Origin of the sequence: Kitasatospora aureofaciens, assembly GCF_019192735.1 — a bacterium.
Taxonomy (GTDB): domain Bacteria; phylum Actinomycetota; class Actinomycetes; order Streptomycetales; family Streptomycetaceae; genus Kitasatospora; species Kitasatospora aureofaciens_A.
This window is the reverse complement of record NZ_JAHTKP010000005.1, coordinates 23,767-47,550: the sequence shown is the minus strand read 5'-3', so window position 1 is coordinate 47,550 and position 23,784 is coordinate 23,767. Positions and strand designations below refer to the sequence as shown.

22 protein-coding genes and 1 tRNA gene are annotated in these 23,784 nt (G+C 72.9%); 11 read left to right on the top strand and 12 right to left on the bottom strand.

Annotation, left to right across the window (positions count from 1 at the left end):
• Window positions 1-68: 68 nt before the first annotated feature.
• Window positions 69-917 carry an isocitrate lyase/PEP mutase family protein gene (locus KV557_RS07335; RefSeq protein WP_218198934.1) on the bottom strand — a complete coding sequence of 283 codons (849 nt, stop codon included), beginning with the start codon at window positions 915-917 and terminating at the stop codon, window positions 69-71.
• Between the two features lie 134 nt (window positions 918-1,051).
• Here KV557_RS07335 and KV557_RS07330 point away from each other — a divergent pair, with 134 nt between their 5' ends.
• Both KV557_RS07330 and KV557_RS07325 read left to right on the top strand, forming a co-directional pair.
• Window positions 1,052-2,104: a helix-turn-helix domain-containing protein gene (locus KV557_RS07330; RefSeq protein WP_218198933.1), complete on the top strand. Its 1,053-nt coding sequence runs from the start codon at window positions 1,052-1,054 to the stop codon at window positions 2,102-2,104.
• A 152-nt stretch (window positions 2,105-2,256) separates the two neighbouring features.
• Complete coding sequence (locus KV557_RS07325; RefSeq protein ID WP_030240972.1) at window positions 2,257-2,931, top strand: Crp/Fnr family transcriptional regulator; 675 nt, start codon at window positions 2,257-2,259, stop codon at window positions 2,929-2,931.
• A 133-nt stretch (window positions 2,932-3,064) separates the two neighbouring features.
• On the opposite strand, the gene KV557_RS07320 is transcribed toward KV557_RS07325, so the two are convergent.
• From KV557_RS07320 to KV557_RS07300, 5 genes are all read right to left on the bottom strand, one after another.
• Window positions 3,065-3,898, bottom strand: a complete 834-nt coding sequence (locus tag KV557_RS07320) for an MBL fold metallo-hydrolase (RefSeq protein WP_308129797.1) — start codon at window positions 3,896-3,898, stop codon at window positions 3,065-3,067.
• Window positions 3,895-4,068: a hypothetical protein gene (locus tag KV557_RS07315; RefSeq protein ID WP_218198932.1), complete on the bottom strand. Its 174-nt coding sequence runs from the start codon at window positions 4,066-4,068 to the stop codon at window positions 3,895-3,897. The genes KV557_RS07320 and KV557_RS07315 overlap by 4 nt, the downstream gene beginning before the upstream one ends.
• 131 nt (window positions 4,069-4,199) lie before the next feature.
• Window positions 4,200-5,063, bottom strand: coding sequence for an NUDIX hydrolase (locus tag KV557_RS07310; RefSeq protein ID WP_218198931.1), 864 nt, complete (start codon window positions 5,061-5,063; stop codon window positions 4,200-4,202).
• 62 nt (window positions 5,064-5,125) lie between these two features.
• Window positions 5,126-5,593: a RidA family protein gene (locus tag KV557_RS07305; RefSeq protein WP_218198930.1), complete on the bottom strand. Its 468-nt coding sequence runs from the start codon at window positions 5,591-5,593 to the stop codon at window positions 5,126-5,128.
• Window positions 5,594-5,666: 73 nt separating this feature from the next.
• Window positions 5,667-5,825 carry a DUF4177 domain-containing protein gene (locus tag KV557_RS07300; protein WP_218198929.1) on the bottom strand — a complete coding sequence of 53 codons (159 nt, stop codon included), beginning with the start codon at window positions 5,823-5,825 and terminating at the stop codon, window positions 5,667-5,669.
• Between the two features lie 211 nt (window positions 5,826-6,036).
• Here KV557_RS07300 and KV557_RS07295 point away from each other — a divergent pair, with 211 nt between their 5' ends.
• Window positions 6,037-7,110, top strand: a complete 1,074-nt coding sequence (locus tag KV557_RS07295) for an ArsA-related P-loop ATPase (RefSeq protein ID WP_218198928.1) — start codon at window positions 6,037-6,039, stop codon at window positions 7,108-7,110.
• Window positions 7,111-7,183: 73 nt separating this feature from the next.
• The gene (locus KV557_RS07290) at window positions 7,184-8,368 is read left to right on the top strand and encodes an ArsA family ATPase (protein WP_218198927.1); all 1,185 of its coding nucleotides are present in this window, start codon (window positions 7,184-7,186) and stop codon (window positions 8,366-8,368) included.
• A gap of 101 nt (window positions 8,369-8,469) precedes the next feature.
• On the opposite strand, the gene KV557_RS07285 is transcribed toward KV557_RS07290, so the two are convergent.
• Window positions 8,470-8,793, bottom strand: coding sequence for a WhiB family transcriptional regulator (locus KV557_RS07285; protein ID WP_195911063.1), 324 nt, complete (start codon window positions 8,791-8,793; stop codon window positions 8,470-8,472).
• Window positions 8,794-9,216: 423 nt separating this feature from the next.
• On the opposite strand from KV557_RS07285, the gene KV557_RS07280 reads away from it, so the two are divergent.
• Window positions 9,217-11,586 carry a transglycosylase domain-containing protein gene (locus tag KV557_RS07280; protein ID WP_218198926.1) on the top strand — a complete coding sequence of 790 codons (2,370 nt, stop codon included), beginning with the start codon at window positions 9,217-9,219 and terminating at the stop codon, window positions 11,584-11,586.
• Window positions 11,587-11,672: 86 nt separating this feature from the next.
• Here KV557_RS07280 and KV557_RS07275 read toward each other — a convergent pair whose 3' ends face one another.
• Window positions 11,673-12,128 (bottom strand): GatB/YqeY domain-containing protein, encoded by a 456-nt coding sequence (locus KV557_RS07275; RefSeq protein ID WP_218198925.1) that lies wholly within the window; start codon window positions 12,126-12,128, stop codon window positions 11,673-11,675.
• A gap of 185 nt (window positions 12,129-12,313) precedes the next feature.
• On the opposite strand from KV557_RS07275, the gene KV557_RS07270 reads away from it, so the two are divergent.
• From KV557_RS07270 to KV557_RS07260, 3 genes are all read left to right on the top strand, one after another.
• Entirely contained in the window at window positions 12,314-13,258 is a 945-nt protein-coding gene (locus KV557_RS07270; protein WP_218198924.1) for a metallophosphoesterase, read from the top strand.
• Window positions 13,259-13,358: 100 nt separating this feature from the next.
• Window positions 13,359-13,432: transfer RNA gene (locus KV557_RS07265), tRNA-Pro, on the top strand.
• 374 nt (window positions 13,433-13,806) lie between these two features.
• Window positions 13,807-14,757, top strand: coding sequence for a YDG/SRA domain-containing protein (locus KV557_RS07260; protein WP_218198923.1), 951 nt, complete (start codon window positions 13,807-13,809; stop codon window positions 14,755-14,757).
• 52 nt (window positions 14,758-14,809) lie between these two features.
• On the opposite strand, the gene KV557_RS07255 is transcribed toward KV557_RS07260, so the two are convergent.
• The gene (locus KV557_RS07255) at window positions 14,810-17,524 is read right to left on the bottom strand and encodes an ATP-binding protein (protein ID WP_218198922.1); all 2,715 of its coding nucleotides are present in this window, start codon (window positions 17,522-17,524) and stop codon (window positions 14,810-14,812) included.
• Between the two features lie 155 nt (window positions 17,525-17,679).
• Between KV557_RS07255 and KV557_RS07250 the strand changes: the two genes are divergently transcribed.
• The 3 genes from KV557_RS07250 (at window position 17,680) to KV557_RS07240 (ending at window position 20,680) form a co-directional block, all read left to right on the top strand.
• Window positions 17,680-18,057, top strand: a complete 378-nt coding sequence (locus KV557_RS07250; RefSeq protein WP_218198921.1) for a nuclear transport factor 2 family protein — start codon at window positions 17,680-17,682, stop codon at window positions 18,055-18,057.
• 134 nt (window positions 18,058-18,191) lie between these two features.
• Window positions 18,192-20,135, top strand: a complete 1,944-nt coding sequence (locus KV557_RS07245) for a S9 family peptidase (protein ID WP_218198920.1) — start codon at window positions 18,192-18,194, stop codon at window positions 20,133-20,135.
• Window positions 20,132-20,680, top strand: a complete 549-nt coding sequence (locus tag KV557_RS07240) for a hypothetical protein (RefSeq protein ID WP_218198919.1) — start codon at window positions 20,132-20,134, stop codon at window positions 20,678-20,680. The genes KV557_RS07245 and KV557_RS07240 overlap by 4 nt, the downstream gene beginning before the upstream one ends.
• A 74-nt stretch (window positions 20,681-20,754) precedes the next feature.
• Here the strand turns inward: KV557_RS07240 and KV557_RS07235 are convergent, their stop codons facing one another.
• The 3 genes from KV557_RS07235 to KV557_RS07225 form a co-directional block, all read right to left on the bottom strand.
• Window positions 20,755-21,546: an SURF1 family protein gene (locus tag KV557_RS07235; RefSeq protein WP_218198918.1), complete on the bottom strand. Its 792-nt coding sequence runs from the start codon at window positions 21,544-21,546 to the stop codon at window positions 20,755-20,757.
• Window positions 21,547-21,678: 132 nt separating this feature from the next.
• On the bottom strand, window positions 21,679-23,016 hold the full coding sequence (locus tag KV557_RS07230; protein WP_218198917.1) for a hypothetical protein: 1,338 nt from the start codon (window positions 23,014-23,016) through the stop codon (window positions 21,679-21,681).
• Window positions 23,009-23,554: a SigE family RNA polymerase sigma factor gene (locus KV557_RS07225; protein ID WP_218198916.1), complete on the bottom strand. Its 546-nt coding sequence runs from the start codon at window positions 23,552-23,554 to the stop codon at window positions 23,009-23,011. Before KV557_RS07225 ends, KV557_RS07230 begins: the two co-directional genes overlap by 8 nt.
• Window positions 23,555-23,784: the final 230 nt, after the last annotated feature.

Genomic DNA, 23,784 nt, shown 5'->3' with positions numbered 1-23,784 from the left:
GGGGCCGATCAACCCCGGTCCAGCACGTTCAGGCCCGGTCCAGCGCGCTCAGTCGCGGCACGACGCATTCAGCCCCGGTACAGCGCGTTCAGCTCGCCGAACCCGAGCGAGCCGTCCAGCTCCGCCAGCGTCCCGGCGCCCAGCAGCTCGGCGGCGGCCCGACGGGCGGCGGTGTACGCGAGCTGGGCGAGGCCGGTGCCGACGCTGACCCGCCGCACCCCCGTAGCGGCGAGTTCGGCGACGGTCGGACCGCCCGCGACGGCCATCGCATTCACCGGCAGCGGGGAGCGCTCGCACAGCTCGGCCAGCGCGCCGAGGTCCAGCAGCCCGGGGACGAACAGGCCGTCGGCGCCCGCCTCCGCGTAGGCCTCGGCCCGGACCAGCACGTCGTCGAGGCCGCCCAGCCCGAACAGGAAGACGTCCGTCCGGGCGTTGACCACCAGCTCCGGCAGACCGGCCCCGACCGCCGCCGTCCGGGCCGCCCGCAGCCGCGCGGCCTGCTCGGCCACCGGGAACAGCGGGCCGCCGACGGCCGTCGAGTCCTCCAGGTTCACGCCGACCGCACCCGCCCCGACCAGCGCCGTGACGGTCGCGGCGACATCGGCGGGCAGCGGGCCGTAGCCGCCCTCGGCGTCGACGGTGACCGGCACGTCCACCGCCGCGACGATCCGGCGGGCCGCCTCGGCCATCTCCGCACGGCCCAGCCGCTGGCCGTCGCCGTGCCCGAGCGACCAGGAGACGCCGCCGCTGGTGGTGGCGATCGCCGGGGCGCCGGCCGAGGCGATCACGGCGGCGCTGCCCGCGTCCCAGGCGTTGGGCAGGACGAGCACGCCCTCCGCGCCGAGCTCCCGCAGCTTCAGCGCCCGCTCGCGCAACGCGGGGGTGGCAGTGTGGGTGGACGCAGTGTTAGTGGACATGCGGGGGTCACCGGCTTTCGTACGGATCGGTTGCGGCGCTTCCTCGGGTGCGGCGCGTCCCGGGCATCGTGCGGCCCGGCCCTGACGGCCCGCCAGTGATTAAGCTGAGGCCGAATCTTCCGGGAGGGGCCCGCATGCAGACGGCACTGACGTTCTCCGCCAACGACATCGCACAGACCCGATTCGCCGTCTCCCCCATGCAGGAGGTGGTGACCAGCCTCCGCGCCCTCGCCCACTCCCCCGTCCCCGCGCTGCACCGCCGCTGGGACGGGCAGGTCCGCGCCCGGCTCGCCGCCGCCGGGCTGGACCGCGGCCGGCTGGCCGCGATGGTCCCGCCCACCGGCCACCTGCCCGACTTCCTCAACCCCACCCCGGCGGGCGCCGCCCCCACCCTCGCCGAGGAACTGGCCGCGATCACCGCCGCCGGCACCACCCAGGTCCGGGCCGACCTCGACATCGTGGCCGCCGAGGCCGGCGGCCGGCTGCCCGCCGCCCTGGAGCCGCTCCACCGCGACCCGCCCGGCCGTCTCCCGCAGCTCGCCGCCGAGATCGAGGCGTACTGGGAGATCGCGCTCGCCCCCTACTGGGCCCGGATCCGCGCGCTGCTGGAGGCGGACGTGTTCCACCGCTCCCGGCAGGCCGCCGAGCACGGCACCGCCCGGGTGCTGGACGACCTGCACGAGACGGTCCGCTGGGACGGCACGGCGCTGCTCCTGGAACGGCGGCACTGCGCCGTCACCCGGCTGCACGCCGGGGCGGGGCTGCTGCTCATGCCGTCCGCCTTCGCCTGGCCCCGGGTACTGACCCGTGTGCTGCCGCCCGACCCGCCGCAGCTGATCTACCCGGCGCGCGGCGTGGCCACCCTGTGGGAGCCCCGCCGCCCCAGGACCTGCTCGGACGCGCTGTCCGCCGTCCTCGGCAAGTCCCGGGCCCGGCTGCTGGCCGAGTTGGAGGCGCCGGCCTCGACCACCGAGCTGGCCCGCCGCACCGGCCTGTCCGTCGCAGGTGTCTCGCAGCACCTCACCGCGCTGCGCGCCGCGGGCCTGACCAGCGCCCACCGGGCTGGACACACCGTCCTCTACGCCCGGACAGCTGTGGCCGAATCCCTGCTCGACCCAACCGAATCCGCGTTCGACCCTGCGGGCCCCGCGACGCGACCCGGCGGACGCCCCTTCGATACGGCATAGCCCGTCGGTACGAATGGCCCCGCGCGGCACACCTCGGCCTACCCCCTCCTCATATGATCGGAGCGACATGCGCCATGCTTGGTGATGCAGGACACTGAACGGAACTTGCGCCGGACGGCCCACCCGCCGAACGGCCGAGAAGGAGGAAGCACGTGGACGACGTTCTGCGGCGCGCCGCACTCTTCGCGGCACTCGACGACGAACAGGCCGGCGAGCTGCGCGCTTCCATGACCGAGGTCACCCTCGCCCGTGGTGAGTCGCTGTTCCACGAGGGCGACCCGGGCGACCGGCTGTACGTCGTCGCCGAGGGCAAGGTCAAGCTGCACCGCGCCTCGCCGGACGGACGCGAGAACATGCTCGCCGTCCTCGGCCCCAGCGAGATGATCGGCGAACTGTCGCTGTTCGACCCGGGCCCGCGCACCGCGACCGCCAGCGCGCTGACCGAGGTCAAGCTGCTCGGCCTCGGCCACGGCGACCTCCAGCCCTGGCTGCACGCCCGCCCCGAGGTCTCCATCGCGCTGCTGCGGGCCATCGCCCGCCGCCTGCGCCGCACCAACGACGTGATGTCCGACCTGGTCTTCTCCGACGTGCCCGGGCGCGTCGCCAAGGCCCTGCTGGACCTCTCGCGCCGCTTCGGCGTGCAGTCCGAGGAGGGCATCCACGTCGCCCACGACCTCACCCAGGAAGAGCTGGCCCAGCTGGTCGGCGCCTCCCGCGAGACGGTCAACAAGGCGCTCGCCGACTTCGCCGGCCGCGGCTGGCTGAAGCTGGAGGCGCGTGCGGTGGTCCTGATGGACGTCGAGCGGCTGTCGCGCCGCTCGCGCTGACGCCCGAAGGCTGCGAAGGGCCCGTCCGCTCGGACGGGCCCTTCGGCGTTCTGGCGGGCCCTTCGACGCTTTCCCGGGCCGCTCGGCCTCCCGGGCGGCTCAGCCTCCCCGGCAGCCCAGCCTCCCGGGCGGCTCAGCCGAGATCGGGGATCAGCCCGTGCTCCTCCAGGTACTCCAGCTGGGCCCGGACGGACAGCTCAGCGGCCGGCCAGAGCGAGCGGTCGACGTCCGCGTAGACCCGGGCCACCACCTCGGGCGCGGTCCGGCAGCCCGCCTCGACCGCCGTCTCCACCTGGGCGAGCCGGGTGGCCCGGTGGGCGAGGTAGTAGTCGACGGCGCCCAGTGCGTCCGCGAGCACCGGCCCGTGGCCGGGCAGCACGGTCCGCACGCCGCGCTCGGAGGCCATGGTGTGCAGGCGGCGCAGCGAGTCCAGGTAGTCGCCGAGCCGTCCGTCGGGGTGGGCGACCATCGTGGTGCCGCGGCCGAGGACGGTGTCACCGGTCAGGATCGCACCGTCGGCGGGCAGGTGGAAGGTCAGCGAGTCCGAGGTGTGGCCGGGGGTGCCGACCACCCGCAGGTCCAGGCCGCCGACGTCCAGGCGCTGGCCGTTGACCAGGCCCTCGGAGCCGAGCCGCTGCGCCGGGTCCAGGGCGCGGACCTCGGTGCCGGTGAGCTCGGCGAAGCGGGCCGCGCCCTCGGAGTGGTCGGCGTGGCCGTGGGTGAGCAGGGTGAGCGCGACGCGCTTGCCCTGCTGCTCCGCGAGGTCGATCACCCGGCGCAGGTGGCCCTCGTGCAGCGGGCCCGGGTCGATCACCACCGCGAGGTCCGAGCCGGGCTCGGAGAGCAGCCAGGTGTTGGTCCCGTCCAGCGTCATCGGCGACGGGTTCGGCGCCAGCACGCAGAGTGCCCGGGCGGTGGCCTCGCCGCCGACGGCGACGGCGGGGTCACCCGGGAGGAGTCCGCTCACCGGCCGCCCTCGCCGTCGCGGTGCAGGGCGCGCAGCGGGAGGGCCCGGACGAGGGCCCGCTGGGCCAGCTCGACGAACGGGACCGGGCTGTCGCAGGCAGCGGTGCGGGGGATGAGGCGGCGGGCGGGCATCTCGGGTGCCGTCCGGCGAGCCACGTCATTGTGGGTCATCGGGCGTCGGTCCTTTCTCGTCGGTTGCGCTGGTCTCGTCGGTTGCGCTGGTCTCGTCGGTTGCGCTGGTCTCGTCGGTTGCGCTGGTCTCGTCGGTTGCGCTGGTCTCGTCGGTTGCGCCGGGATTCGGGTCAGTCTTCGGGGAAGTCCCCGTCGATGGTCAGCTCGTCATACCCGGGCCATCGAACGGTCATGCGGTCTCCGCGGACCTCGGCCCGGCCCAGGACCGGGTCCAGCGAGCGCCGGCCGGCGGCGGCCACGGCCTCGGCGGCGGTCCGCACCGGCGACAGCTCGCGCAGCACCGTGACGGTCGGCGGCAGCATGCCGAACCGGCCCTCGTCGTAGCCGCGGACCGCCTCGGCGGGCGTCATCCAGGCCACCCGGTCCGCCTCGCCGACCTCCAGGGCGGCGCGCTGGCCGGACGGCAGGGCGGCGACGAAGAACCAGGTGTCGTACCGGCGCTCCTCGAACTCCGGGGTGATCCAGCGGGCCCAGCCGCCCAGCAGGTCGCTGCGCAGCACCAGGCCGTGCGCGCGGAGGAAGTCGGCGAGGGACAGCTCGTGCGCCTCCAGGGCGGCACGCTCGGCGCTCCAGTCGCGCGGCTCGGCGACGCTGTGCGCGTCCGGGCCGGCCAGCAGCACGCCGGCCTCCTCGAAGGTCTCGCGGACGGCCGCGCAGACCACCGCCTGCGCAGTCCGGGCGTCCACGCCGAGCCGCCGCGCCCACTCCTCCGGGCCCGGTCCGGCCCAGGCCAGCTCGGCCTCGGCGTCCCGCGGGTCCACCCCGCCGCCCGGGTAGGCGTACATGCCGGCGGCGAAGGCCATCGAGGTGCGCCGGCGCAGCAGGTAGGCCTCCGGCCCGGCGGCGGCGTCGCGCAGCAGCACGACCGTCGCGGCGCGCTTGGGCACCGGCGGGGTCAGCACGCCGGAGTCGACCGCCCGGATCCGGGCAGGCCAGCCGGGCGGCATCGGGAGCGTCGTTGCTCGATGGTCCATGCCCGGATGCTAAGCGCACGAAGGCGGGGTTGGACAGGCCCAACCCCGCCTCGTGATCACGGTCAGGCGGTCTTGACCCGCACCTGCAGCTCGACCTCGACCGGGGCGTCCAGCGGCAGCACCGCGACGCCGACCGCGCTGCGGGCGTGCACACCGGCCTCGCCCAGCACCTGGCCGAGCAGCTCGCTGGCGCCGTTGATCACGCCCGGCTGGCCGGTGAAGTCGGGGGCGGAGGCGACGAAGCCGACGACCTTCACGACCCGCTCGATCAGGTCGAGGTCGCCGATCACCGACTTGATCGCGGCCAGCGCGTTCAGCGCGCAGGTCTGCGCGAGGACCTTGGCCTCCTCCGGGGACACCTCGGCGCCGACCTTGCCGGTGCTCGGCAGCTTGCCGCCGACGACCGGGAGCTGGCCGGAGGTGAACACGAACTCGCCCGAGCGCAGGGCCGGCACGTACGCGGCGACCGGGGCGGCCACCGGCGGCAGGCTCAGGCCCAGGTCGGCAAGCTTCGACTCAACCTTGCTCATGCCGACGCCTCGCTTCGCTCGGCGCGTGCTTCGCAAGACGCGCTGTACATGATGGTTCGCTCACTACGCTCGTTCACGCGTTCTTCTCCCGCTTGAAGTAGGCCACCAGCTGCTCCGGGTTCGGACCCGGCACGACCTGGATGAGCTCCCAGCCGTCCTCGCCGAAGTTGTCCAGGATCTGCTTGGTGGCGTGCACGAGCAGGGGCGCCGTCATGTATTCCCACTTGGTCATGGCCAGACTCTAGACGAGCCGCCCCGGCGATCGGCGCCGCCGGCGGACCGGCGTGTGAGGTGGCCCACAAAGGGGGCATGATTCAGGCCCGGTCCCCCCGGTGCTCCGGGCATCCGGCCCGCTCCCTGGTTACTCTCGCGAGAGGGCAACCGGAGAACGGGGCCGGCCGACGGAGCGGCCCCCGGCCCTCGGAGACGGACGGAGACGGAGCGTGGCACGCACCCCCGGCCAGGCGGCCCGGCGCGACCCCGACTGGGAGGGCGTCCGGCTGCACGTGGTCAGCGGCAAGGGCGGCACCGGGAAGACCACGCTGGCCGCCGCGCTGGCGCTGGCCCTCGCCGCCGAGGGCGGGCGGGTGCTGCTGATCGAGGTGGAGGGCCGGCAGAGCATCGCCGAACTGTTCGGGATCGCCGCGCTGCCGTACGAGGAGCGCCGGATCGCCTCGGTCTCCCGGACCCAGCTGGGCCTGCCGGCCGGCTCGACGGGCGGTGGCGAGGTCTTCGCCCTGGCCATCGACACCGAGCTGGCGCTGCTTGAGTACCTGGAGATGTTCTACAAACTCGGCCGGGCCGGGAAGGCGCTCCAGAAGGTCGGCTTCGTCGACTTCGCCACCACGATTGCGCCCGGCGTCCGGGACGTCCTGCTCACCGGCAAGGCCTGCGAGGCCTCCCGGCGCAAGGGCCCGGACGGCCGCCGCAGCTACGACGCGGTGGTGATGGACGCACCGCCGACCGGCCGGATCACCCGCTTCCTCAACGTCAACTCCGAGGTGGCCGGACTGGCCCGGATCGGGCCGATACATACCCAGGCGCAGGCCGTGATGCGGGTGCTGAAGTCGCCGGAGACCGCGGTGCACCTGGTCACCCTGCTGGAGGAGATGCCGGTGCAGGAGACGGTCGACGGCTTCGCCGAGCTGCGCGAGGCCGGGCTCCCGGTCGGCGGAGTGATGATCAACATGGTCCGGCCGCCGCTGCTGGACGCCGCCGCGGTCGCCGCAGTGGACGGGAACCACCGCGAGGACGTCGCCCTGGCCCTCGGCGAGGCCGGGCTCGGGGGGCGCTCGCGCAAGCCGGAGACCGTCCGGGCCGCGGTGGACCCGCTGCTCGACCCGCTGCTGGAACAGGCCAGGGAGCACGCCGAGCGGGTCGAGCTGGAGCGCGAGCAGCGGGCCGACCTCCAGCAGCTGAAGCTCCCCACCTACGAACTCCCGCTGCTGGGCGAGGGCGTGGACCTCGGGGGGCTGTACCGGCTGGCGGGCGAACTCAAGCGGCAGGGGGCATCGTGAACGAGCGAAGCGAGCGAACCATCAAGAGGTGCGCATTGTGCGAAGCGGCTGCCGAGCGCCGCGAGGTGGGCGCATGAGCACGGGTGGAACGAACCGCAACGGCGTACGGAGCACGGGCAGCAGACTCGCCGTCGACGCGCTGATCGACGACCCGAAGACCAGGATCATCGTCTGCTGCGGCTCGGGCGGGGTCGGCAAGACCACCACCGCCGCGGCGATCGGGCTGCGCGCCGCCGAACGCGGGCGCAAGGTCGTCGTGCTGACCATCGACCCGGCCCGCCGGCTCGCCCAGTCCATGGGCCTGACCGAGCTCGACAACACCCCGCGGGTGGTCAAGGGGGTCACCGGCGACGGCGAACTCCAGGCCATGATGCTCGACATGAAGCGGACCTTCGACGAGGTCGTGCTCGCCCACGCCGAACCCGAACGGGCCAAGGCGATCATGGAGAACCCGTTCTACCAGTCCCTGTCGGCCGGCTTCGCGGGCACGCAGGAGTACATGGCGATGGAGAAGCTCGGCCAGCTGCGCGCGGCCGAGGAGTGGGACCTGATCGTCGTCGACACCCCGCCGTCCCGCTCCGCACTGGACTTCCTGGACGCGCCCAACCGCCTCGGGTCCTTCCTCGACGGCAAGGTGATCCGGATCCTGACCGCCCCGGCCAAGGTCGGCGGGCGCAGCGCGATGAAGTTCCTCAACGTCGGCATGGGCCTGCTCACCGGCACCCTCGGCAAGATCTTCGGCACCCAGCTGCTCACCGACGTGCAGACCTTCGTCAGCGCGATGGACTCGATGTTCGGCGGCTTCCGCGAGCGCGCCGACCGCACGTACCAGCTGCTCAAGGCGCCGGGCACGGCGTTCCTGGTGGTGGCCGCGCCGGAGCGGGACGCGCTGCGCGAGGCGGCGTACTTCGTCGACCGGCTGGCCGCGGACCGGATGCCGTTGGCCGGGCTGGTGCTCAACCGGGTGCACGGCTCGGGGGCCCCGCAGCTCACCGCGGAGCGTGCTCTGGCGGCGGCCGAGGCGCTGGAGGAGAACGGCTCGGAGCGCTCCTCGCCCGAGGCCGAGCTGCTCGCGGCCGGGCTGCTGCGGCTGCACGCCGAGCGGATGCAGATCATGGGGAGGGAGCGCCGCACCCGCGACCGCTTCGTCTCCGTGTACCCGGACGTGCCGATCGTGGAGGTCGCCGCGCTGCCGGGCGACGTGCACGACCTGGACGGGCTGCGGGCCATCGGGGAACGGCTGAGCGGCGTCGCGTAGGCGCGGGCCCGGGCCGGTGGGGCGGCCCGGAGGTGGTGCTTGGTGCCTCTGGTACGTGGTGCCCGGTGCTGGTACCGACCTTCCGGTACCGACGTTCCGGGTCAGCCCGCCTGGGCGTAGTCCGTCAGTATCACGCCGGTCGCGAGGGACTCCTCGTACTCCGTCCGGGCGGTCTCCAGCAGCTTCCGCCAGGAGATCACCGTCGGCCGGCGGCGCAGCAGCGCCCGGCGCTCGCGCTCCGTCATCCCGCCCCAGACCCCGAACTCCACCCGGTTGTCCAGCGCGTCCGCCAGGCACTCCGTACGGACGGGGCAACCGCTGCACACCGCCTTGGCGCGGTTCTGCGCCGCCCCCTGGACGAACAGTTCGTCCGGATCACTCGTGCGGCAGGCGGCCTGCGCACTCCAGTCGTCAACCCAGCCCATCCCGGCGCCGTCCTCTCCCGTATCGAGGCTCCCCCACGGCGGCAACGGCATATTCACCGTTGCCAGTTGAGGACGTTACGGAAGAACGACAGCTTGCAACAGCCCCTTCGGGCTCAATCTCGAATGACCCGATTGGACTATGGGTATCGGTCAGCTCACTCGTTGGAGTGATCGCAGGTCGCAAGCCTTGCCAAACGCGCGACACCCACTCTCGCCACGCGCGCCATCACTGAGTGCTACCGTTCACACGGGTACAGCAGGCCACAGCTGCCTCAAAACCCGCTCAAGAGTGGGCAATTCGGGCAAGTCTCCGCACTCACAAGAGTGAGTGATGTTGACGCACCGAAGCTGTCGCAAGCTTGTGACAAGCCTAGGCGAACACCTGCCCCTATGTGCGGGATTCCGGGACGTAGGGTTCTCCTCATGGCACCGAAGCGCCCCCAGGCATCCCAGCCCCCAGGCAACACCGGAGCTCCGCGCGGCCGGCGCCGCGGGTCACCGCTGGACTTCGCGGGACACGGAGTGAAGTTCCTGGGCGTCAGCGTGCTCTCCGGAGTTCTGCTGGCAGGCCTCGCCCTGCCCGCCGTCGGCGCCATCGGGCTGACCGCCAAGGACACGGCGGAGAGCTTCCAGAACATCCCCGACGACTTCAAGACACCTCCGCTCACCCAGGCCACCCAGATCTTCGACGCCAAGGGCGGCCTGATCGCCAAGGTCTACGAGCGCGACCGCACCGTCCTCACCGCCGACCAGATGTCGCCCTTCATGCGACACGCCCAGGTCGACATCGAGGACGCCCGCTTCTACGAGCACGGCGCCGTCGACCTGAAGGGCGTCCTCCGCGCCGTCGGCAAGAACGCCGAGAGCGGCACCACCGCGCAGGGCGCGTCGACGCTGACCCAGCAGTACGTGAAGAACGTCAACGTCGAGAAGGCCGGTGACGACCAGGCCGCCGTCCTGGAGGCTCAGCGCAAGACCCTGGGACGCAAGATCCAGGAGCTCAAGGTCGCGATCAAGCTGGAGGAGGATCTGACGAAGGACCAGATCCTCACCAACTACCTCAACATCACCTTCTACGGCCACCAGGCCTACGGGGTCGAGGCCGCCTCCCAGCGCTACTTCAGCAAGAGCAACAAGGACCTGACCATCGCCGAGGCCGCCACCCTGGCCGGCATGGTGCAGAACCCGTCGCAGTACGACCCGGTGCGCTACCCCGACAACACGGTCAAACGCCGCAACGTCGTCATCGACAAGATGGTCGAGAACAAGCACATCACGGCGGACCAGGCGAAGGAGGCGAAGGCAGCCCCGCTGGGCCTGAAGTACAAGGACCCGCAGAACGGCTGCATCACCGCCCAGGCCGGCATGGGCTTCTTCTGCGACTACGTGCGCCACGTGATCAAGCAGGACCCGGTGTTCGGCAAGAACGCCGCGGACCGCAAGAAGCTGTGGGACACCGGCGGCCTGAACATCTACACCACGCTGGACCCGGACAAGCAGGCCGCCGCCCAGGCCGCCGTCACCAACCCCAAGAAGGTCCTGGTGACCGACCCGGTGTCGGCCGCCGCGACCATGATGCAGCCCGGCAGCGGCAAGATCCTGGCGATGGCCCAGACCCGCCCGTACGGCCTGGACCCGAACAAGAACCAGACCGTCGTCAACCTGAACGTCGACTCCGTGATGGGCGGCGGCAACGGCTTCCAGACCGGTTCGACCTTCAAGCCGATCCTGGCCGCGGCGGCCCTGGAGTCGGGCATGTCGCCGACCCAGGCGTTCCCGTCCGAAAACAAGATCGACTACCCGAACATGTCCACCTGCTCGGGCACCTGGAAGAACATCGCGTCGCCCGGTAACCCCAAGGCCACGGTGAAGAACGAGTCGACCAGCGAGGTCGGCCCGTACGAGCTCAAGCAGGCCATGGCCCTGTCCGTCAACACGTACTTCGTGGAGATGGAGCAGCAGGTCGGCCTCTGCGCGATCAAGCAGATGGCCAACAAGCTGGGCGTCACCCAGTCCGCCAAGGGCGACCCCTTCCAGGAGGTCCCCTCGATGGTCCTCGGCACCCTGGAGCTGAGCCCGCTCACCATGGCGAACGTCTACGCGACCTTCGCCGCCCGAGGCAAGTACTGCACCCCGATCGCGATCAACAAGATCACCACGGTCGACGGCAAGGACGTCAAGGTCCCGCAGTCCCAGTGCAGCCAGGCCTTCTCCGAGCAGACCGCGGACGCGCTCAACACCGTCCTGCTCAACGTGACCGAGAAGGGCACCGCAGCCGCCCTCAAGCTCGACGACGGCCGGCAGATCGCCGGTAAGACCGGTACCACCGACGAGAAGAAGGCCGCCTGGTTCAGCGGCTACACCCCGTCCCTCGCCACCTCGGTCTGGCTGGGCGGCCCGGCCGGCGGCGTGAAGATGAAGAACATCAAGATCGGCGACACGTACTACGACAACGACGGCGTCTTCGGCGCCACCGGCCCCGGCCCGATCTGGCAGATGGCGATGAACCAGGCGCTCAAGGGCGCCCCCCAGGAGCAGATCCAGACCATCAACATCCCGGACCCGCAGCCCAAGCCCGACCCGAACGCCACGACGCCCGCGAGCCCGCCGGCCGGCGACCCGAACACCCCGGCGGCCGGCAACCCGCCGCCGGCCGGGAACCCCGGCGGCACCCCGGGCGGGGGCAACCCCGGCGGCGGGATGATCGGCGGCGGGTTCACCTTCCCGCCGGGCGTCATCGGCGGCAACGGCGGCAAGCACGGCGGCGGTGGCAACGGCGGCAACAACGGCTGAGCCTGCTGCAACGGAGGGCGCCTCCCGAGATGATCTCGGGAGGCGCCCTTTTCTGTGCCCTGGGGCCTCGGTTTCAGTGAGGCCGATCAGCCCGCCAGGGCCGCCTTCACGACGGCGGCGACGCGGCCGCCCTCGGCCAGACCCTCCACCTTCGGCTTCACCAGCTTCATGACGGCACCCATGGCCTGCGGACCGGTCGCCCCGCTCTCCGCGACGGCGGCCGCCACGATCGCGGCCAGTTCCTCGTCCGAGAGCTGCTTGGGCAGGTACCCGGCCAGTACCTCGCCCTCCGCCCGCTCCCGCTCGGCCTGGTCGGCCCGACCCCCGCGGTCGAACGCCTCGGCGGCCTCCCGGCGCTTCTTCGCCTCGCGGCCGAGGACCTTGAGCACCTCGTCGTCGGAGAGCTCGCGCTTCTCCTTGCCCGCCACCTCCTCGCTGGTGACGGCGGCGAGTGTGAGCCGGATGGTGGACGAGCGCAGCTCGTCCCGGTTCCTGATGGCAGCCGTGAGGTCCTCCTGCAGCTGCTCCTTGAGCGTCGTCATGGCCCGAGTCTCCCACCTGCGGCGTTCGGGTGCCCGGCATTAACGGGCGCGGGGCTTCCGGCGCCGCCGTGGGGTTCCGGCGCCGCCGTGAGGTTCCGGCGCCGCCGTGAGGTTCCGGCGCGGCCGTGTCCGCGACCGGCCGCCGGACGTTCACCAGCTGATCCGCCGTCTGAGAGCATGGAACGATGCGACCGCTGTACTCCGTCCCCCTCGGAATCGCCGCCACCGGCGCCGCCTGCCTCGCCTACTCCGCCGGGTACGAGGTCCGTTCCTTCCGGCTCCGCCGGGTCGAGGTCCCCGTCCTGCCCCGGGGCGCCCGGCCCATCCGGGTACTGCAGGTCTCCGACATCCACATGGTGAGCGGCCAGGGCAAGAAGCAGCGCTGGCTGAAGAGCCTCGCGGGCCTGCGCCCCGACCTCGTCGTCAACACCGGCGACAACCTCTCCGACCCGCTCGGCGTCCCCGCCACCCTGGACGCCCTCGGGCCGCTGATGGAGTTCCCCGGCGTCTACGTCTTCGGGTCCAACGACTACTACGGCCCCGCCCCTAAGAACCCGGCCCGCTACCTCCAGGCCATGCGCAGCGGCGTCCACGGCATGAACAACCCCGACGGCACCGCCCGCCGCGGCATCACCGGCGCCGTCCACAACCCCTGGGAGAAGCTCCGCGACGGCTTCGACGCGGCCGGCTGGCTCGACCTCACCAACACCCGCGGCCGGCTCACCGTCGCCGGCCTCGACCTCGAGTTCACCGGCCTCGACGACCCGCACATCCGCCGCGACCGCTACACCGCCGTCGCCGGCGGCCCCTCCGCCGACGCCGACCTCTCCCTCGCCGTCGTCCACGCGCCCTACCTGCGCGTCCTCGACGCCTTCACCGCCGACCGCTACCCGCTGATCCTCGCCGGCCACACCCATGGCGGCCAGCTCTGCGTCCCCTTCTACGGCGCCCTGGTCACCAACTGCGACCTCGACGCCAAGCGGGTCAAGGGCCTCTCCACCCACACCGCCGGCGGCCGCCGCGCCTACCTCCACGTCTCCGCCGGCTGCGGCACCAACCGCTACACCCCCGTCCGCTTCGCCTGCCCCCCCGAAGCCACCCTCCTCACCCTCGCCCCCACCCCCCGCTGACCTGCACCGGACGCCCGCCGGGAATCGGATTTCGTGTCTCGGCGAGCGTCCGGTAGAGTTCTACTCGTTGCGACGGAGACAGAGCAACAAACCGCAAGACCGGGGTGTGGCGCAGCTTGGTAGCGCGCTTCGTTCGGGACGAAGAGGCCGTGGGTTCAAATCCCGCCACCCCGACCCAGTAACACCAGCTCAGGGCCGGTGTCCCGCAAGGGACACCGGCCCTGACTGGTTTCTCCCGGCTCCCCTGGAGAGCTCTGAGAGAAACCTTGCGCGGCAGTGGTCCTCGAACCTCTGCTGACCGGCCTTCAGATGGTGGAACCCTGTCCTGCCGGTGCGCGTTTCGCGATACAAGGATCGCCGAGCAGATCAGTTAGGGCCCGTGGCAGAGCCGACTCGGGTGGATGCCATCTGTGGCTCAACGACCGCGACCCGTGGGGGCAGACAGGAGCGCGGCTTCTACGCGCTCGCGGCGGCTGCCCCTGCGGCTCGGAACCGTGTGATCAACGTACTGGTGAGCCGTTTTCTTTGACACTGAGAGGCCAGTAGCTTTGCTGAACGATACTGACCGGGCTACTCCTGCCTTTGATGGCTTTGGAGCTGTCCCTGGGATCGAGGTCGGCCGCGTCTTTGCGAGTCGACGGGCTCTGTACGACGCAGTGGTGCACCGGCAGCTCCAGGCAGGGATCTGCGGCACCGAGAAGCTCGGAGCTCAATCCATCGTCGTGTCCGGCGGCTATGAGGACGATAGGGACCTTGGTGACGAAATCATCTACACCGGGCAGGGCGGTCGTTCTGAGTCAGGCCAACAGGTAAGGGACCAGGCACTTACTCTTGGTAACGCCGCCCTGGCTACCAGCCTGACCACTGGCACTCCCGTGCGAGTGATCCGCGGGTCCAAGGGAGACTCCCAGTACTCGCCGACGGCTGGGTTCCGTTACGACGGGCTCTTCCGCGTTGAAGATTGCTGGCACGACCACGGCCAGTCTGGGTATCTGGTCTGGCGGTACCGGCTCGCGAAGCTTTCCACCGACGAGCTACCTAATAACAAGCCGCAACCTCGGCAGCTCGCTGGGCAAGAGGTCCCGACGCGCCTGGAACAAACGGTCCAGCGGATCGTCCGGAGCACCAAGGTTGCGAACTACGTCAAGCAGGCCCACGACTTCACCTGCCAGGTATGTGGAACCCGGCTCACCACCCCGACGGGTGCCTACGCAGAAGCGGCTCACATCCGTGCGCTGGGAAGGCCGCATAACGGCCCTGATCTCGCGGTCAACGTCCTTTGCCTCTGCCCCAACCATCACACGCTGTTCGACTTCGGCATGCTGACCATCGCGGACGACCTGACGATCACCGACCGCGCCACAGGTGCCAATCTCGGGCGTTTGCGCGAGGCTCGCGGTCATCAGATCGACGAAGCACATCTGGCCTATCACCGGGAGCACCATTCCCAGGGCTGGAAGCACGCTCTAGGCGATGGAGCCAGCGACGCCGAGGACTAAACAGAACGGGCCCTGTCGGAGAGATCCGGCGGGGCCCTTGGCGTGGTGGGGGTCAGAGGAGGGTGGGGAGGTCGGTGCGGGAGGTGATGTGGAGTTTGGGGTAGGCCTTGTAGAGGTGGTGGGCGACGGTGCGGGGGCTCAGGAAGAGCTGGGCGGCGATGTCGCGGTTGGTGAGGCCTTGGGCGGCGAGGCGGGCGATTTGGAGTTCTTGGGGGGTGAGGGTGGCGAAGGGGGAGTCGGAGGGGGACGGGGTGGGGGCGGTGGTGCCGGTGGCGGTGAGTTCGGTGCGGGCGCGGGTGGCCCAGGGGTGAGCGGCGAGGCGTTCGAAGGTTTCGAGGGCGGCGCGCAGGTGGGGGCGGGCGTCGGTGCGGCGGCGGGCGCGGCGGAGCCACTCGCCGTAGAGGAGGGCGGTGCGGGCCTGTTCGAAGGGGCGGTGGGTGCCCTCGTGCAGGTCGAGGGCGGCGCGATAGGCGGATTCGGCGAGTTCGTCGGGGCCGAGGAGGGCCTGGCAGCGGAGGCGGAGGGCGTGGGCCCAGGGGCGGTCGGCGGCGGCGGTCCAGCGGGCGAAGCGTTCGTAGGGGGCGGCGGCTCGGTCGGGGGTGCCGAGGCGGACGGCGGCCTCGACGAGGTCGGGGACGGCCCGGGTGGCGCTGACGTGGTGCCGGTAGCGGCCGGTGGTGAGGGTGTGCAGGCGGTCGGCGGCGTCGGCGGCGCGGCCGTGGCCGAGGTCGAGCAGGGCGAGCGCCCAGTGGGCCCAGGGTTCGCCGGAGGCGGGGGCAGCGGTCTGCGGGCCGGTGGTGGTGAGGGCGGCGGTGGCGAGTTCGGTGCAGGTGTCGGTGGTGCCGGCGAGGGCGGCCAAATAAGCAAGTAGGGCGGTGAGTTGGCTGACCCACTGGTGCTGGCCGGTGTCCCGGGCGAGGGCGAGGGCCTCGGTGGCGGTGATCTCGGCGTCGCGGTGCCGGCCGTGGAAGAGCTCGGCTTCGGCGAGGAAGAACTGCAGGGTGGGCAGCACGCCGACGGCGCCCTTGGCGCGGGCCTCGGCGACAAGTTCGCCGCCGAGTTCGGCGGTCTCGTCGTCCCGGCCGAGGACGAGGGCGGCGCCGCACAGCTGGACGAGGTCGGCGGGGGTCTCGGCGCCGGCCTTGCGGGCGGCGTCGGCGGTGGCGCGGGCCGTGGGCAGCGGCGGCGCGGGCCGGCCGAGGGCCGGGAAGACGGCGGCCGGCAGGTGGCGGGCGAGCGGGGTGAGCGGGTCGTCCTCGGCGAGCGGGAGGGCGGCGAGGCGGTCGAGGACGGCGATCGTCGGCTCTTCGCCCACGTACCAGGCGGCGTGGAAGGCCTGGAACAGCATGCGGGCGGCGTGCGGCGGTTCGATGGCGCTGCCGACGGCGTCGAGCAGCAGGCGGTAGGCGGTCGGGTAGGAGCCGCGCCAGAAGTGCGCGATGGCCCGGACGTGGTCGAGCAGGGCGTGCGCGAGGGCGCTGTCGGTGCGGGCGGCGGCCTGGTCGGCGAGTGCCTCGGCGTGCGCCAACTTGCCTTCTTCGGTGGCGGCTTCGGCGGCGAGGACGAGGCGGCGGGTGGCGCCGTCGCGGTCGGGGGTGAGCCGGGCGGCCCGCTCGTAGGCCGCGGCGGCGCCGCCGTGGGCGCCGCGGGATTCGGCGCGGACGGCGGTGCGTTCCAGCGCGTCGGCGAGGTCGGCGTCGGGGGTGGTGGCGGCGAGGGCGAGGTGCCAGGTGCGGCGGTCTCCGTCGGTCAGCGCCTCGCCGACGGCCCGGTGGGCGGTCAGGCGCTGGAGGTGTGGTGCGCGCTGGAGAATGGCGGCGCGGAGGAGCGGGTGGCGGAAGGCGAGCCGGCGGTCGGGGGCGACCGTCACCAGGCCCGACTCCTCGGCGGGGGCGAGGTGTTCGGCGGTGACGCCGAGGGCCAGGGCGGCGGGGAGGATGACGTCCAGCTCGCCGTTCTCCTCGGTGGCGGCGAGCAGCAGCAGCGTCTGGGTGGCGGCGGGCAGGCCGGTGACCTGGCCGTGGAAGGCGATCAGGAGGCGGCTGGTGAGCGGGAGGCTGCCCGGTGACTGCGTCTCCAGCCCGACGGTGACGGGGAGTTCGGTGAGGGCGAGCGGGTTACCGGCCGCTTCGGTGAGCAGCCGGTCCCGGACGGAGGCGGGCAGGTCGGGGCCTGCGCGGTGGGTCAGCAGGCGGTCGGCGTCGGCTTCGGCCAGGCCGGTCAAATGCAGTTCGGGGAGGCCGAGTTGCTGGTCCGGTGAGGTGCCGCCGGTGCGGGCGGCGAGCAGCAGGGCGACCCCTTCGGCCTGGAGCCGGCGGGCGGCGAGCAGCAGCGCGTCCAGCGAGGCGTGGTCCAGCCACTGCACGTCGTCGACGATGCACAACAGCGGTTGATCTGCGGCCAGTTCGGCAAGGAGCCCGAGGGTGGCAAGCCCGACGAGCAGCCGACCGGTGGGCGCAGGCGTCGAGGCGAGGCCGAACGCCGCCTCCAGCGACCGCCGTTGCGGGTCCGGCAGGGCGGACATTCGGTCCAGACCTGGCGCGAGCAGCAAACTCAGCCCGGCGAAGGGGAGTTCGGCCTCGTACTCGACGCCGGCCGCCCGGATCACCCGGAACCCCTCCCCCGCCGCCGCGACCGCGTGGTCGAGCAGCGCGGTTTTGCCGATCCCGGGCTCGCCCCGGAGCAGCAGCACCCCGCTGCGGCCGTTCCGCGCCCCGTCCAACAGCCCGTCCACGACGGCCTGCTCGCGTTCCCTCCCGTACAGCATGCCTCGACCCTACCTACACAGCCCCCGGCGCGACCGGCGAACCGTACGTACCCCCCTACCGATACGTGACGGATTCGCCCGCGCCCGCCCGTCCCTACGGTTGTGAGCAACGGGAACGACCCGCCCAACCACCCGCCAGCACACGGGAGAAGACGATGATCGAGATCACCACCGCCACCCTTCAGCAGCTCGCCGAGCGCTACCTCGCGGTCTGGAACGAGACCGACCCGGCCGCCCGCCGCAAGCTGGTCGACGAGGCGTGGGCCGAGGACGGCCGCTACACCGACCCGCTGGCCGCGGTCACCGGCCGGGACGCGATCGACGCGCTGATCGGCGCCGCCCAGGCGCAGTTCCCGGGGATGGAGTTCACCCTCGGCCCGGTGGACGCGCACCACGACATCGCCCGCTTCACCTGGAACCTCGGTCCGGCCGGCGCCGAGCCGATCGTCATCGGCTTCGACGTGCTGGTGGCGGGCCCGGACGGCCGGATCGCCTCGGTGCACGGCTTCCTGGACCTCGTCCCGGGCGCCTGAGCCCAGCCCGGGCGCCTGAGCCCACCGCGGACGAGGGTCCCGGACCCCCGACGAGGGGCGGAACGGAACGGACGGGCGGGCCTGCGCCCACCCGCCCGTTCCGTTCCGTCCCCCCGATCGGGTTGGATGGTCGGATGAGCGAGGAGAAGAGCGCCGTACCGGCGTGGGAGCAGCGGTTCCGGGCAGCGCGGGTGTCTCTGCCCGACTGGGCCGAGGACGCCCCCGACCGGGCGCTGTACGTGTCCAACGCAACCGGCACCTACGAGGTCTACGCCTGGGACCGCGCCACCGGCACCCACCGGCAGGTCACCGACCGGCCGAACGGCACCACCGACGCCGAACTGTCCCCCGGCGGCGACTCGGTGTGGTGGTTCGACGACCACGACGGCGACGAGTTCGGCGTCTGGCGCCGCCAGCCGTTCGCCGGAGGGCCCGACGAGGCGGCCGTGCCCGGCCTCGCCCCCTCCTACTCGGCCGGCCTGGCCCTCGGCCGCGACGGCACCGTGGTCGTCGGCCGCTCCACCGACGAGGACGGCACCACCCTGCACCTGCGCCGCCCCGGCGCCGCCGAGGCCGTCGAGATCTACCGGCACGACGAGTACGGCGGCGTCGGCGACCTCAGCTACGACAGCACCCTGCTCGCCATCGACCACACCGAGCACGGCGACGCGATGCACTCCGCGATCCGGGTCGTCCGCCTCTCCGGTGGTGCGACCGGCGAGAACGGCGCGGACGGGGTGACCGGCGCGGCCGTCGAGACCGTCGAGATCGTCGCCGAGCTCGACGAGGTGACCGGCCGGGACGAGCCGCGCGGCGTCGCCTGCCTCGGCTTCGCCCCGGTCGAGGGCGACCCCCGCCTGCTCGTCGCCCACCAGCGCACCGGTCGCTGGGAGCCGATGATCTGGGACGTGGCCACCGGCGCCGAGACCGCCCTCCCGCTGCGCGACGAGCAGGGCCGCGAACTGCCCGGCGACGTCTCCGCGCAGTGGCGCCCCGGCGCCAAGGCGCTGCTGGTCGAGCACGAGTACGAGGCCCGCAGCGAGCTGTTCTCGTACTCCCTCGCCGACGGCCGGCTGACTCGCCTCGACACTCCGCGCGGCACCGTCGGCGGCGCCACGGCCCGCCCGGACGGCACCGTCGAGTACCTCTGGTCCTCGGCCGCCGAGCCGTCCGCCGTCCGCTCCACCGCCGGAACGGTCGTCCTGCGGGCGCCCGGCGCGGTGCCGCCCGGCTCCGTCCCCGTCGAGGACGTCTGGGTGGACGGGCCCGGCGGGCGCGTCCACGCCCTCGTGCAGCGGCCCGCCGGGGCCGGCGAAGGCCCCTTCCCCACCGTGTTCGAGATCCACGGCGGCCCCACCCACCACGACAGCGACTCCTTCGCCGCCGGCCCGGCCGCCTGGCTCGACCACGGCTTCGCGGTGGTCCGGGTCAACTACCGCGGCTCCACCGGCTACGGCCAGGTCTGGACGGACGCCCTGCGCGAGCGCGTCGGCCTGATCGAGCTGGAGGACATCGCCGCCGTCCGGGAATGGGCGGTCGCGAGCGGCCTCGCCGACCCGCGGCGACTGGTGCTCACCGGCGGCAGCTGGGGCGGCTACCTCACCCTCCTCGGCCTCGGCGTGCAGCCCGAGAGCTGGGCGCTGGGCGTCGCCGCCGTGCCCGTCGCGGACTATCACACCGCGTACGCGGACGAGATGGAGGCGCTCAAGTCGCTCGACCGGACGCTCTTCGGCGGCACCCCGGAGGAGGTCCCGGAGCGCTTCACCGCCTCCTCGCCGCTCACGTACGTCGAGCGGGTACGGGTGCCGGTCTACATCAGCGCCGGGGTCAACGACCCGCGCTGCCCGATCCGGCAGATCGAGAACTACGTCGAGCGGCTGGAGCAGCTCGGCAAGCCGCATGAGGTCTACCGGTACGACGCCGGGCACGGGTCGCTGGTCGTGGAGGAGCGGATCAGGCAGCTGCGGCTGGAGATCGACTTCGTCCGGCGGCACCTGAGCGCGCAGCTGGACGCGCGCCTGGACGTGCAGTCGGACGCGCGGCCGGACGGCCTCGGCGGGGACGGGGAGTCGGCGTGAGGCGTCGGGTGACGCTGGCGGGGGTGGGGGTGGCCGGGGCGCTGGTGCTCACCGGCTGCTCCGGCGGGCACCGCAACGAGGCGGAGTGCCCGCCCCCGGCGGGGCCGCGGGTGTCGAGCCCCTCGACCCCGGCCACAGCCCCGGCCACGGCCATAGCCACAGCCACAGCCACTGCTGCCGCTACGGCCACGCGCGCGAGTGCGGGCTTCGGGCCGGTGGCGGTCGTACAGGCGGTCTACCAGCCGCAGGGCGGGGGCGACGTGGTCCACCTCGCGAAGGGCGGGTCCGGCGGGTCGAAGGGCGGCGGCGGGTCCAAAGGGTCCGGCAGCGGGTCGAAGGGGTCCAAGAGGACGAAGACCGGGCGGACCTTGCACCACCACATCGACCACCAGGACTCGGAGGACGAGATCGGCGGCCACGGCCGGTGCCACGACGGTCCAACTCCGGAGCCGTCCCCGACACCGACCTGGACGTCGACGCAGACGACCCCGGCCGTGCCGTCCAAGCCGGCCGTGCCGGGCGCGCCCGCGAAGCCGACCCGCTGACGGCGGTCGGAGGTCAGGCGGTCAGACGTCAGAAGGTCAGAAGGTCAGAAGGTCAGACGTCAGGCCGTCGGACGTCAGTCGAGGACCGGGTCCAGTCCGAGGGCCCGGTCCTGCTCGGCCTCCGACTCGCGGCTGACCAGGCGGAACCACATGAAGACGACGAAGCCCGCGAAGACGAACCACTCCAGGGTGTAGCCCAGGTTCTGGAACGCGCGCAGGGTGAGCCCGTCACCGCCCTGCGGCTGGACCGTCGGCACCGGGGTGAGCCCGGCCGGCACCGCGTCGGCGGCGACCCAGCCGTCGTACCAGCCGTCGTACGACAGCACGTTGAGCAGCGCCGCCCGGTTGATCGTGCCGAGCTGGCCGGCCGGGAGACCGCCCGCCACGGCGCCGTTGCTGCCGCTCGTCTCCCCGGCCTGCAGCCGGCCGGTGACGGTCACCTCACCGCCGGGCGGCACGGCCGCGGTGGAGGCGCCCTCGGCGGGCACGCCGGGCGCCCAGCCGCGCACCACGGCGACGGCGTGGCCGTCGGCGGTGCGGAGCGGGGTGAGCACGTAGTAGCCCTGCTTGCCGTCCAACGTGCGGTTGGGGACAAGTAGTTGGTGCGCCTGGTCGTAACTTCCGGTCACCGTGACGGGCTTGCCGACGGTGTCGGTGGTCACCTGCGGGCCGGCCGGGGTGAGCAGGGCGTCGATCGGCCTCGGCTCACTCGTATCGGTGACCGACCGGCCGGTCTCCCGGTGCGAGGAGACCCGGTCCTCGAACCGGCCGAGCTGCCAGGAGCCCAGCCAGAGACACACCGCGATGGCCACGACGGCCAGCGCGGTGCCGCTCAGCCAGCGCGGAGTGAGGAGGAACCGGTACACACCCCCCACGGTAACCACTCTTCACACGGCCCCTGACCACAGGGGGGCTGGCACCGCCGTCGAGGACAGTCCGGGCAGGCAGCGGCGGGGCGGCCGGGGCGCCGGTATCCCTGCCCGAGCCCTCTCCCCCGCCTAACCTGCCGAAGGCGTCCCCGACGGCTGCTGCGTCGGCGCGTTCACCGCCTGCAGGCCTCCCCGGTACACCGTCCCCGCGCAGGCGCCCGGAAGGACCGCCATGGCGGCCGACGGGCTGCCGGGGGCCGGGGTGTAGGCGATGGTGGCGCTGGGCGGGTTGGGGGCAGTGGGGTTCGGGGTCGGGGTGGCGGTGGGGCTGGGGGCCGAAGTGGGGCCGGCGGTCGGCGAGGCCGAGGTCTGCGGGTTGGAGGTGGGCGCCGCCGAGGCGCCGGACCCGGGGGCGCCGGTGGCGGCGGGTGCCTGGGTGGTGAGCGCGGCCTGGTTGGCGCCGCTCTGCCCGGTGGGTGCGGCGGTGGCGGTGCCGGGGCCGGCGGTCGGGCAGACAGCGTCGGGGATCCAGGCGAACGGGACCCGGTAGCCGGCCTGCGGGGCGAGGACGGGCGGGTCGGTGTCGGCGAGGGGCAGCCCGGTGGCCGGGTCGCCGGCGGTGTGGTCGGTGACCCGGATCCGGCTGCGGTCCGTCCCGCTGACCGCCGTGACGAAGACCGCGCCGGGCCCGCCGAGCCGGCAGCTGCGCCCGGAAACGTTGGTCACGGCGAACCACCCGTAGATCCTGCCGCCGGCGTCGGCCGACCCGACCTGGGGGCCGTCCTGCCCGAGGTCGAGGCGGGTGCAGAGCGGTACGACCGGGCCGTCGCCGCTGCTGGAGGCGGTGGCGGGCGCGGTGGTCCCGCCGTCGGCGCGGACGCTGCTGGCGCCGGGGGTGGGCGAGGCGCCGGCCGTGCCGGAGGGCTGTCCGGCGCCGGGGCCGCCCGGGTCCGGGTGCGGGGAGGCACCGGGGACGGTGGTGCCGTCGGGCGTGGTGCCGCTCGGGGCGGTGGCGGCGGGGCCGTTGGCGTGGGGCGAGCCTGGGCCGCCGGAGAGGCCGAGGTGGTCGCCGGTGTGCAGGGTGGGCAGCGCGATGGCGACGGCGACGGCCAGCGCGGCGGCCCCGGTCCAGGCGCCGCGGCGGGCGGCCCGGCGGCGGGGTACAGCGGTCCGGATGCGGGGCAGGCCGCCGGGGGCGGGCTGGATGTCGGAGACCACACGATGCATCAGGTCACGGACGATCAGCTCGTCGGTGGTGAGGTCCGCGTCGAGGTCCGCGTCGAGGCCGGAGTCGAGGCCCGCGTGGAGGCCTGCGTGGAGGCCTGCGTTGAGTTCCGGGCCGACGCCTGAGCCGGCGCCTGAGCCGGCGCCCGAGCCGAGGCCCGAGCCGAGGCCCGCATCGCGCCCCGAGGAGCGCCCGTCCCCCGCTCCCCCGCCCGCGTTGCACTTGCCGGCGCCGTCAGCCATGTCCGGCCTCCATCTGGACGCGCAGTGCGGCGAGTCCGCGCGAGCCGTACGCCTTCACCGATCCGAGCGAGATGCCCAGGGTCTCGGCGACCTGCGCCTCCGTCATGTCCACGAAGTAGCGCAGCACCAGAACCTCCCGCTGACGGCGTTGCAGACCACGGAGCGCAGCCTTCAACTGGTCGCGCTCCAGCGCATCGTAAGCGCCTTCTTCTGCACTGGCCATGTCAGGCATCGGCTTCTGCAGCAGCCGCAGGCCGAGGATCCGGCGGCGCAGCGTGGAGCGGGACAGGTTGACGACCGTCTGCCGCAGATAGGCCAGGGTCTTCTCGGGTTCGCGGACCCGCCGCCGGGCCGCGTGGACCCGGATGAACGCCTCCTGGACGACATCCTCGCAAGTCGAGAGGTCGTCCAGGAGCAGCGCGGCGAGCCGCAGCAGTGAGCGGTAGTGGGCCTGGTAGGTCTCGGTGAGCAGGTCCTCGCTGGTACCCGCGTCGGTACCGGCCCCGGAGTCCGCCGCACCGGGTGCGACCGCGGTCATCTGGCTTTCTTCCGGCCTACTCGCAGGCCGCTGGGCGCGCGGCGGGAACGTCACCGCGGCCGCCGCCGAGATGCCCGCCCCTGCCCCCACCATCACGTTCGCCACGCCCGTTGGACACTCGATCCCCTGTCATGGTTGCCCAGCCCGAGGGACATTCTTCCGCATCGGCGGAAGCGGCCTCCAGGAAATTCGACAGGGTTTCCGGACAGATTGTGGGGAGGTAGCGCCCG

What these genes read in the sequence shown, in the direction of transcription:
- KV557_RS07335 (WP_218198934.1), bottom strand. Translation starts at nt 917, where the DNA reads ATGTCCACTAACACTGCGTCCACCCACACTGCCACCCCCGCGTTGCGC.
- KV557_RS07330 (WP_218198933.1), top strand. Translation starts at nt 1,052, where the DNA reads ATGCAGACGGCACTGACGTTCTCCGCCAACGACATCGCACAGACCCGA.
- KV557_RS07315 (WP_218198932.1), bottom strand. Translation starts at nt 4,068, where the DNA reads ATGACCCACAATGACGTGGCTCGCCGGACGGCACCCGAGATGCCCGCC.
- KV557_RS07310 (WP_218198931.1), bottom strand. Translation starts at nt 5,063, where the DNA reads ATGGACCATCGAGCAACGACGCTCCCGATGCCGCCCGGCTGGCCTGCC.
- KV557_RS07305 (WP_218198930.1), bottom strand. Translation starts at nt 5,593, where the DNA reads ATGAGCAAGGTTGAGTCGAAGCTTGCCGACCTGGGCCTGAGCCTGCCG.
- KV557_RS07300 (WP_218198929.1), bottom strand. Translation starts at nt 5,825, where the DNA reads ATGACCAAGTGGGAATACATGACGGCGCCCCTGCTCGTGCACGCCACC.
- KV557_RS07290 (WP_218198927.1), top strand. Translation starts at nt 7,184, where the DNA reads ATGAGCACGGGTGGAACGAACCGCAACGGCGTACGGAGCACGGGCAGC.
- KV557_RS07285 (WP_195911063.1), bottom strand. Translation starts at nt 8,793, where the DNA reads ATGGGCTGGGTTGACGACTGGAGTGCGCAGGCCGCCTGCCGCACGAGT.
- KV557_RS07280 (WP_218198926.1), top strand. Translation starts at nt 9,217, where the DNA reads ATGGCACCGAAGCGCCCCCAGGCATCCCAGCCCCCAGGCAACACCGGA.
- KV557_RS07275 (WP_218198925.1), bottom strand. Translation starts at nt 12,128, where the DNA reads ATGACGACGCTCAAGGAGCAGCTGCAGGAGGACCTCACGGCTGCCATC.
- KV557_RS07270 (WP_218198924.1), top strand. Translation starts at nt 12,314, where the DNA reads ATGCGACCGCTGTACTCCGTCCCCCTCGGAATCGCCGCCACCGGCGCC.
- KV557_RS07255 (WP_218198922.1), bottom strand. Translation starts at nt 17,524, where the DNA reads ATGCTGTACGGGAGGGAACGCGAGCAGGCCGTCGTGGACGGGCTGTTG.
- KV557_RS07250 (WP_218198921.1), top strand. Translation starts at nt 17,680, where the DNA reads ATGATCGAGATCACCACCGCCACCCTTCAGCAGCTCGCCGAGCGCTAC.
- KV557_RS07245 (WP_218198920.1), top strand. Translation starts at nt 18,192, where the DNA reads ATGAGCGAGGAGAAGAGCGCCGTACCGGCGTGGGAGCAGCGGTTCCGG.
- KV557_RS07230 (WP_218198917.1), bottom strand. Translation starts at nt 23,016, where the DNA reads ATGGCTGACGGCGCCGGCAAGTGCAACGCGGGCGGGGGAGCGGGGGAC.
- KV557_RS07225 (WP_218198916.1), bottom strand. Translation starts at nt 23,554, where the DNA reads ATGACCGCGGTCGCACCCGGTGCGGCGGACTCCGGGGCCGGTACCGAC.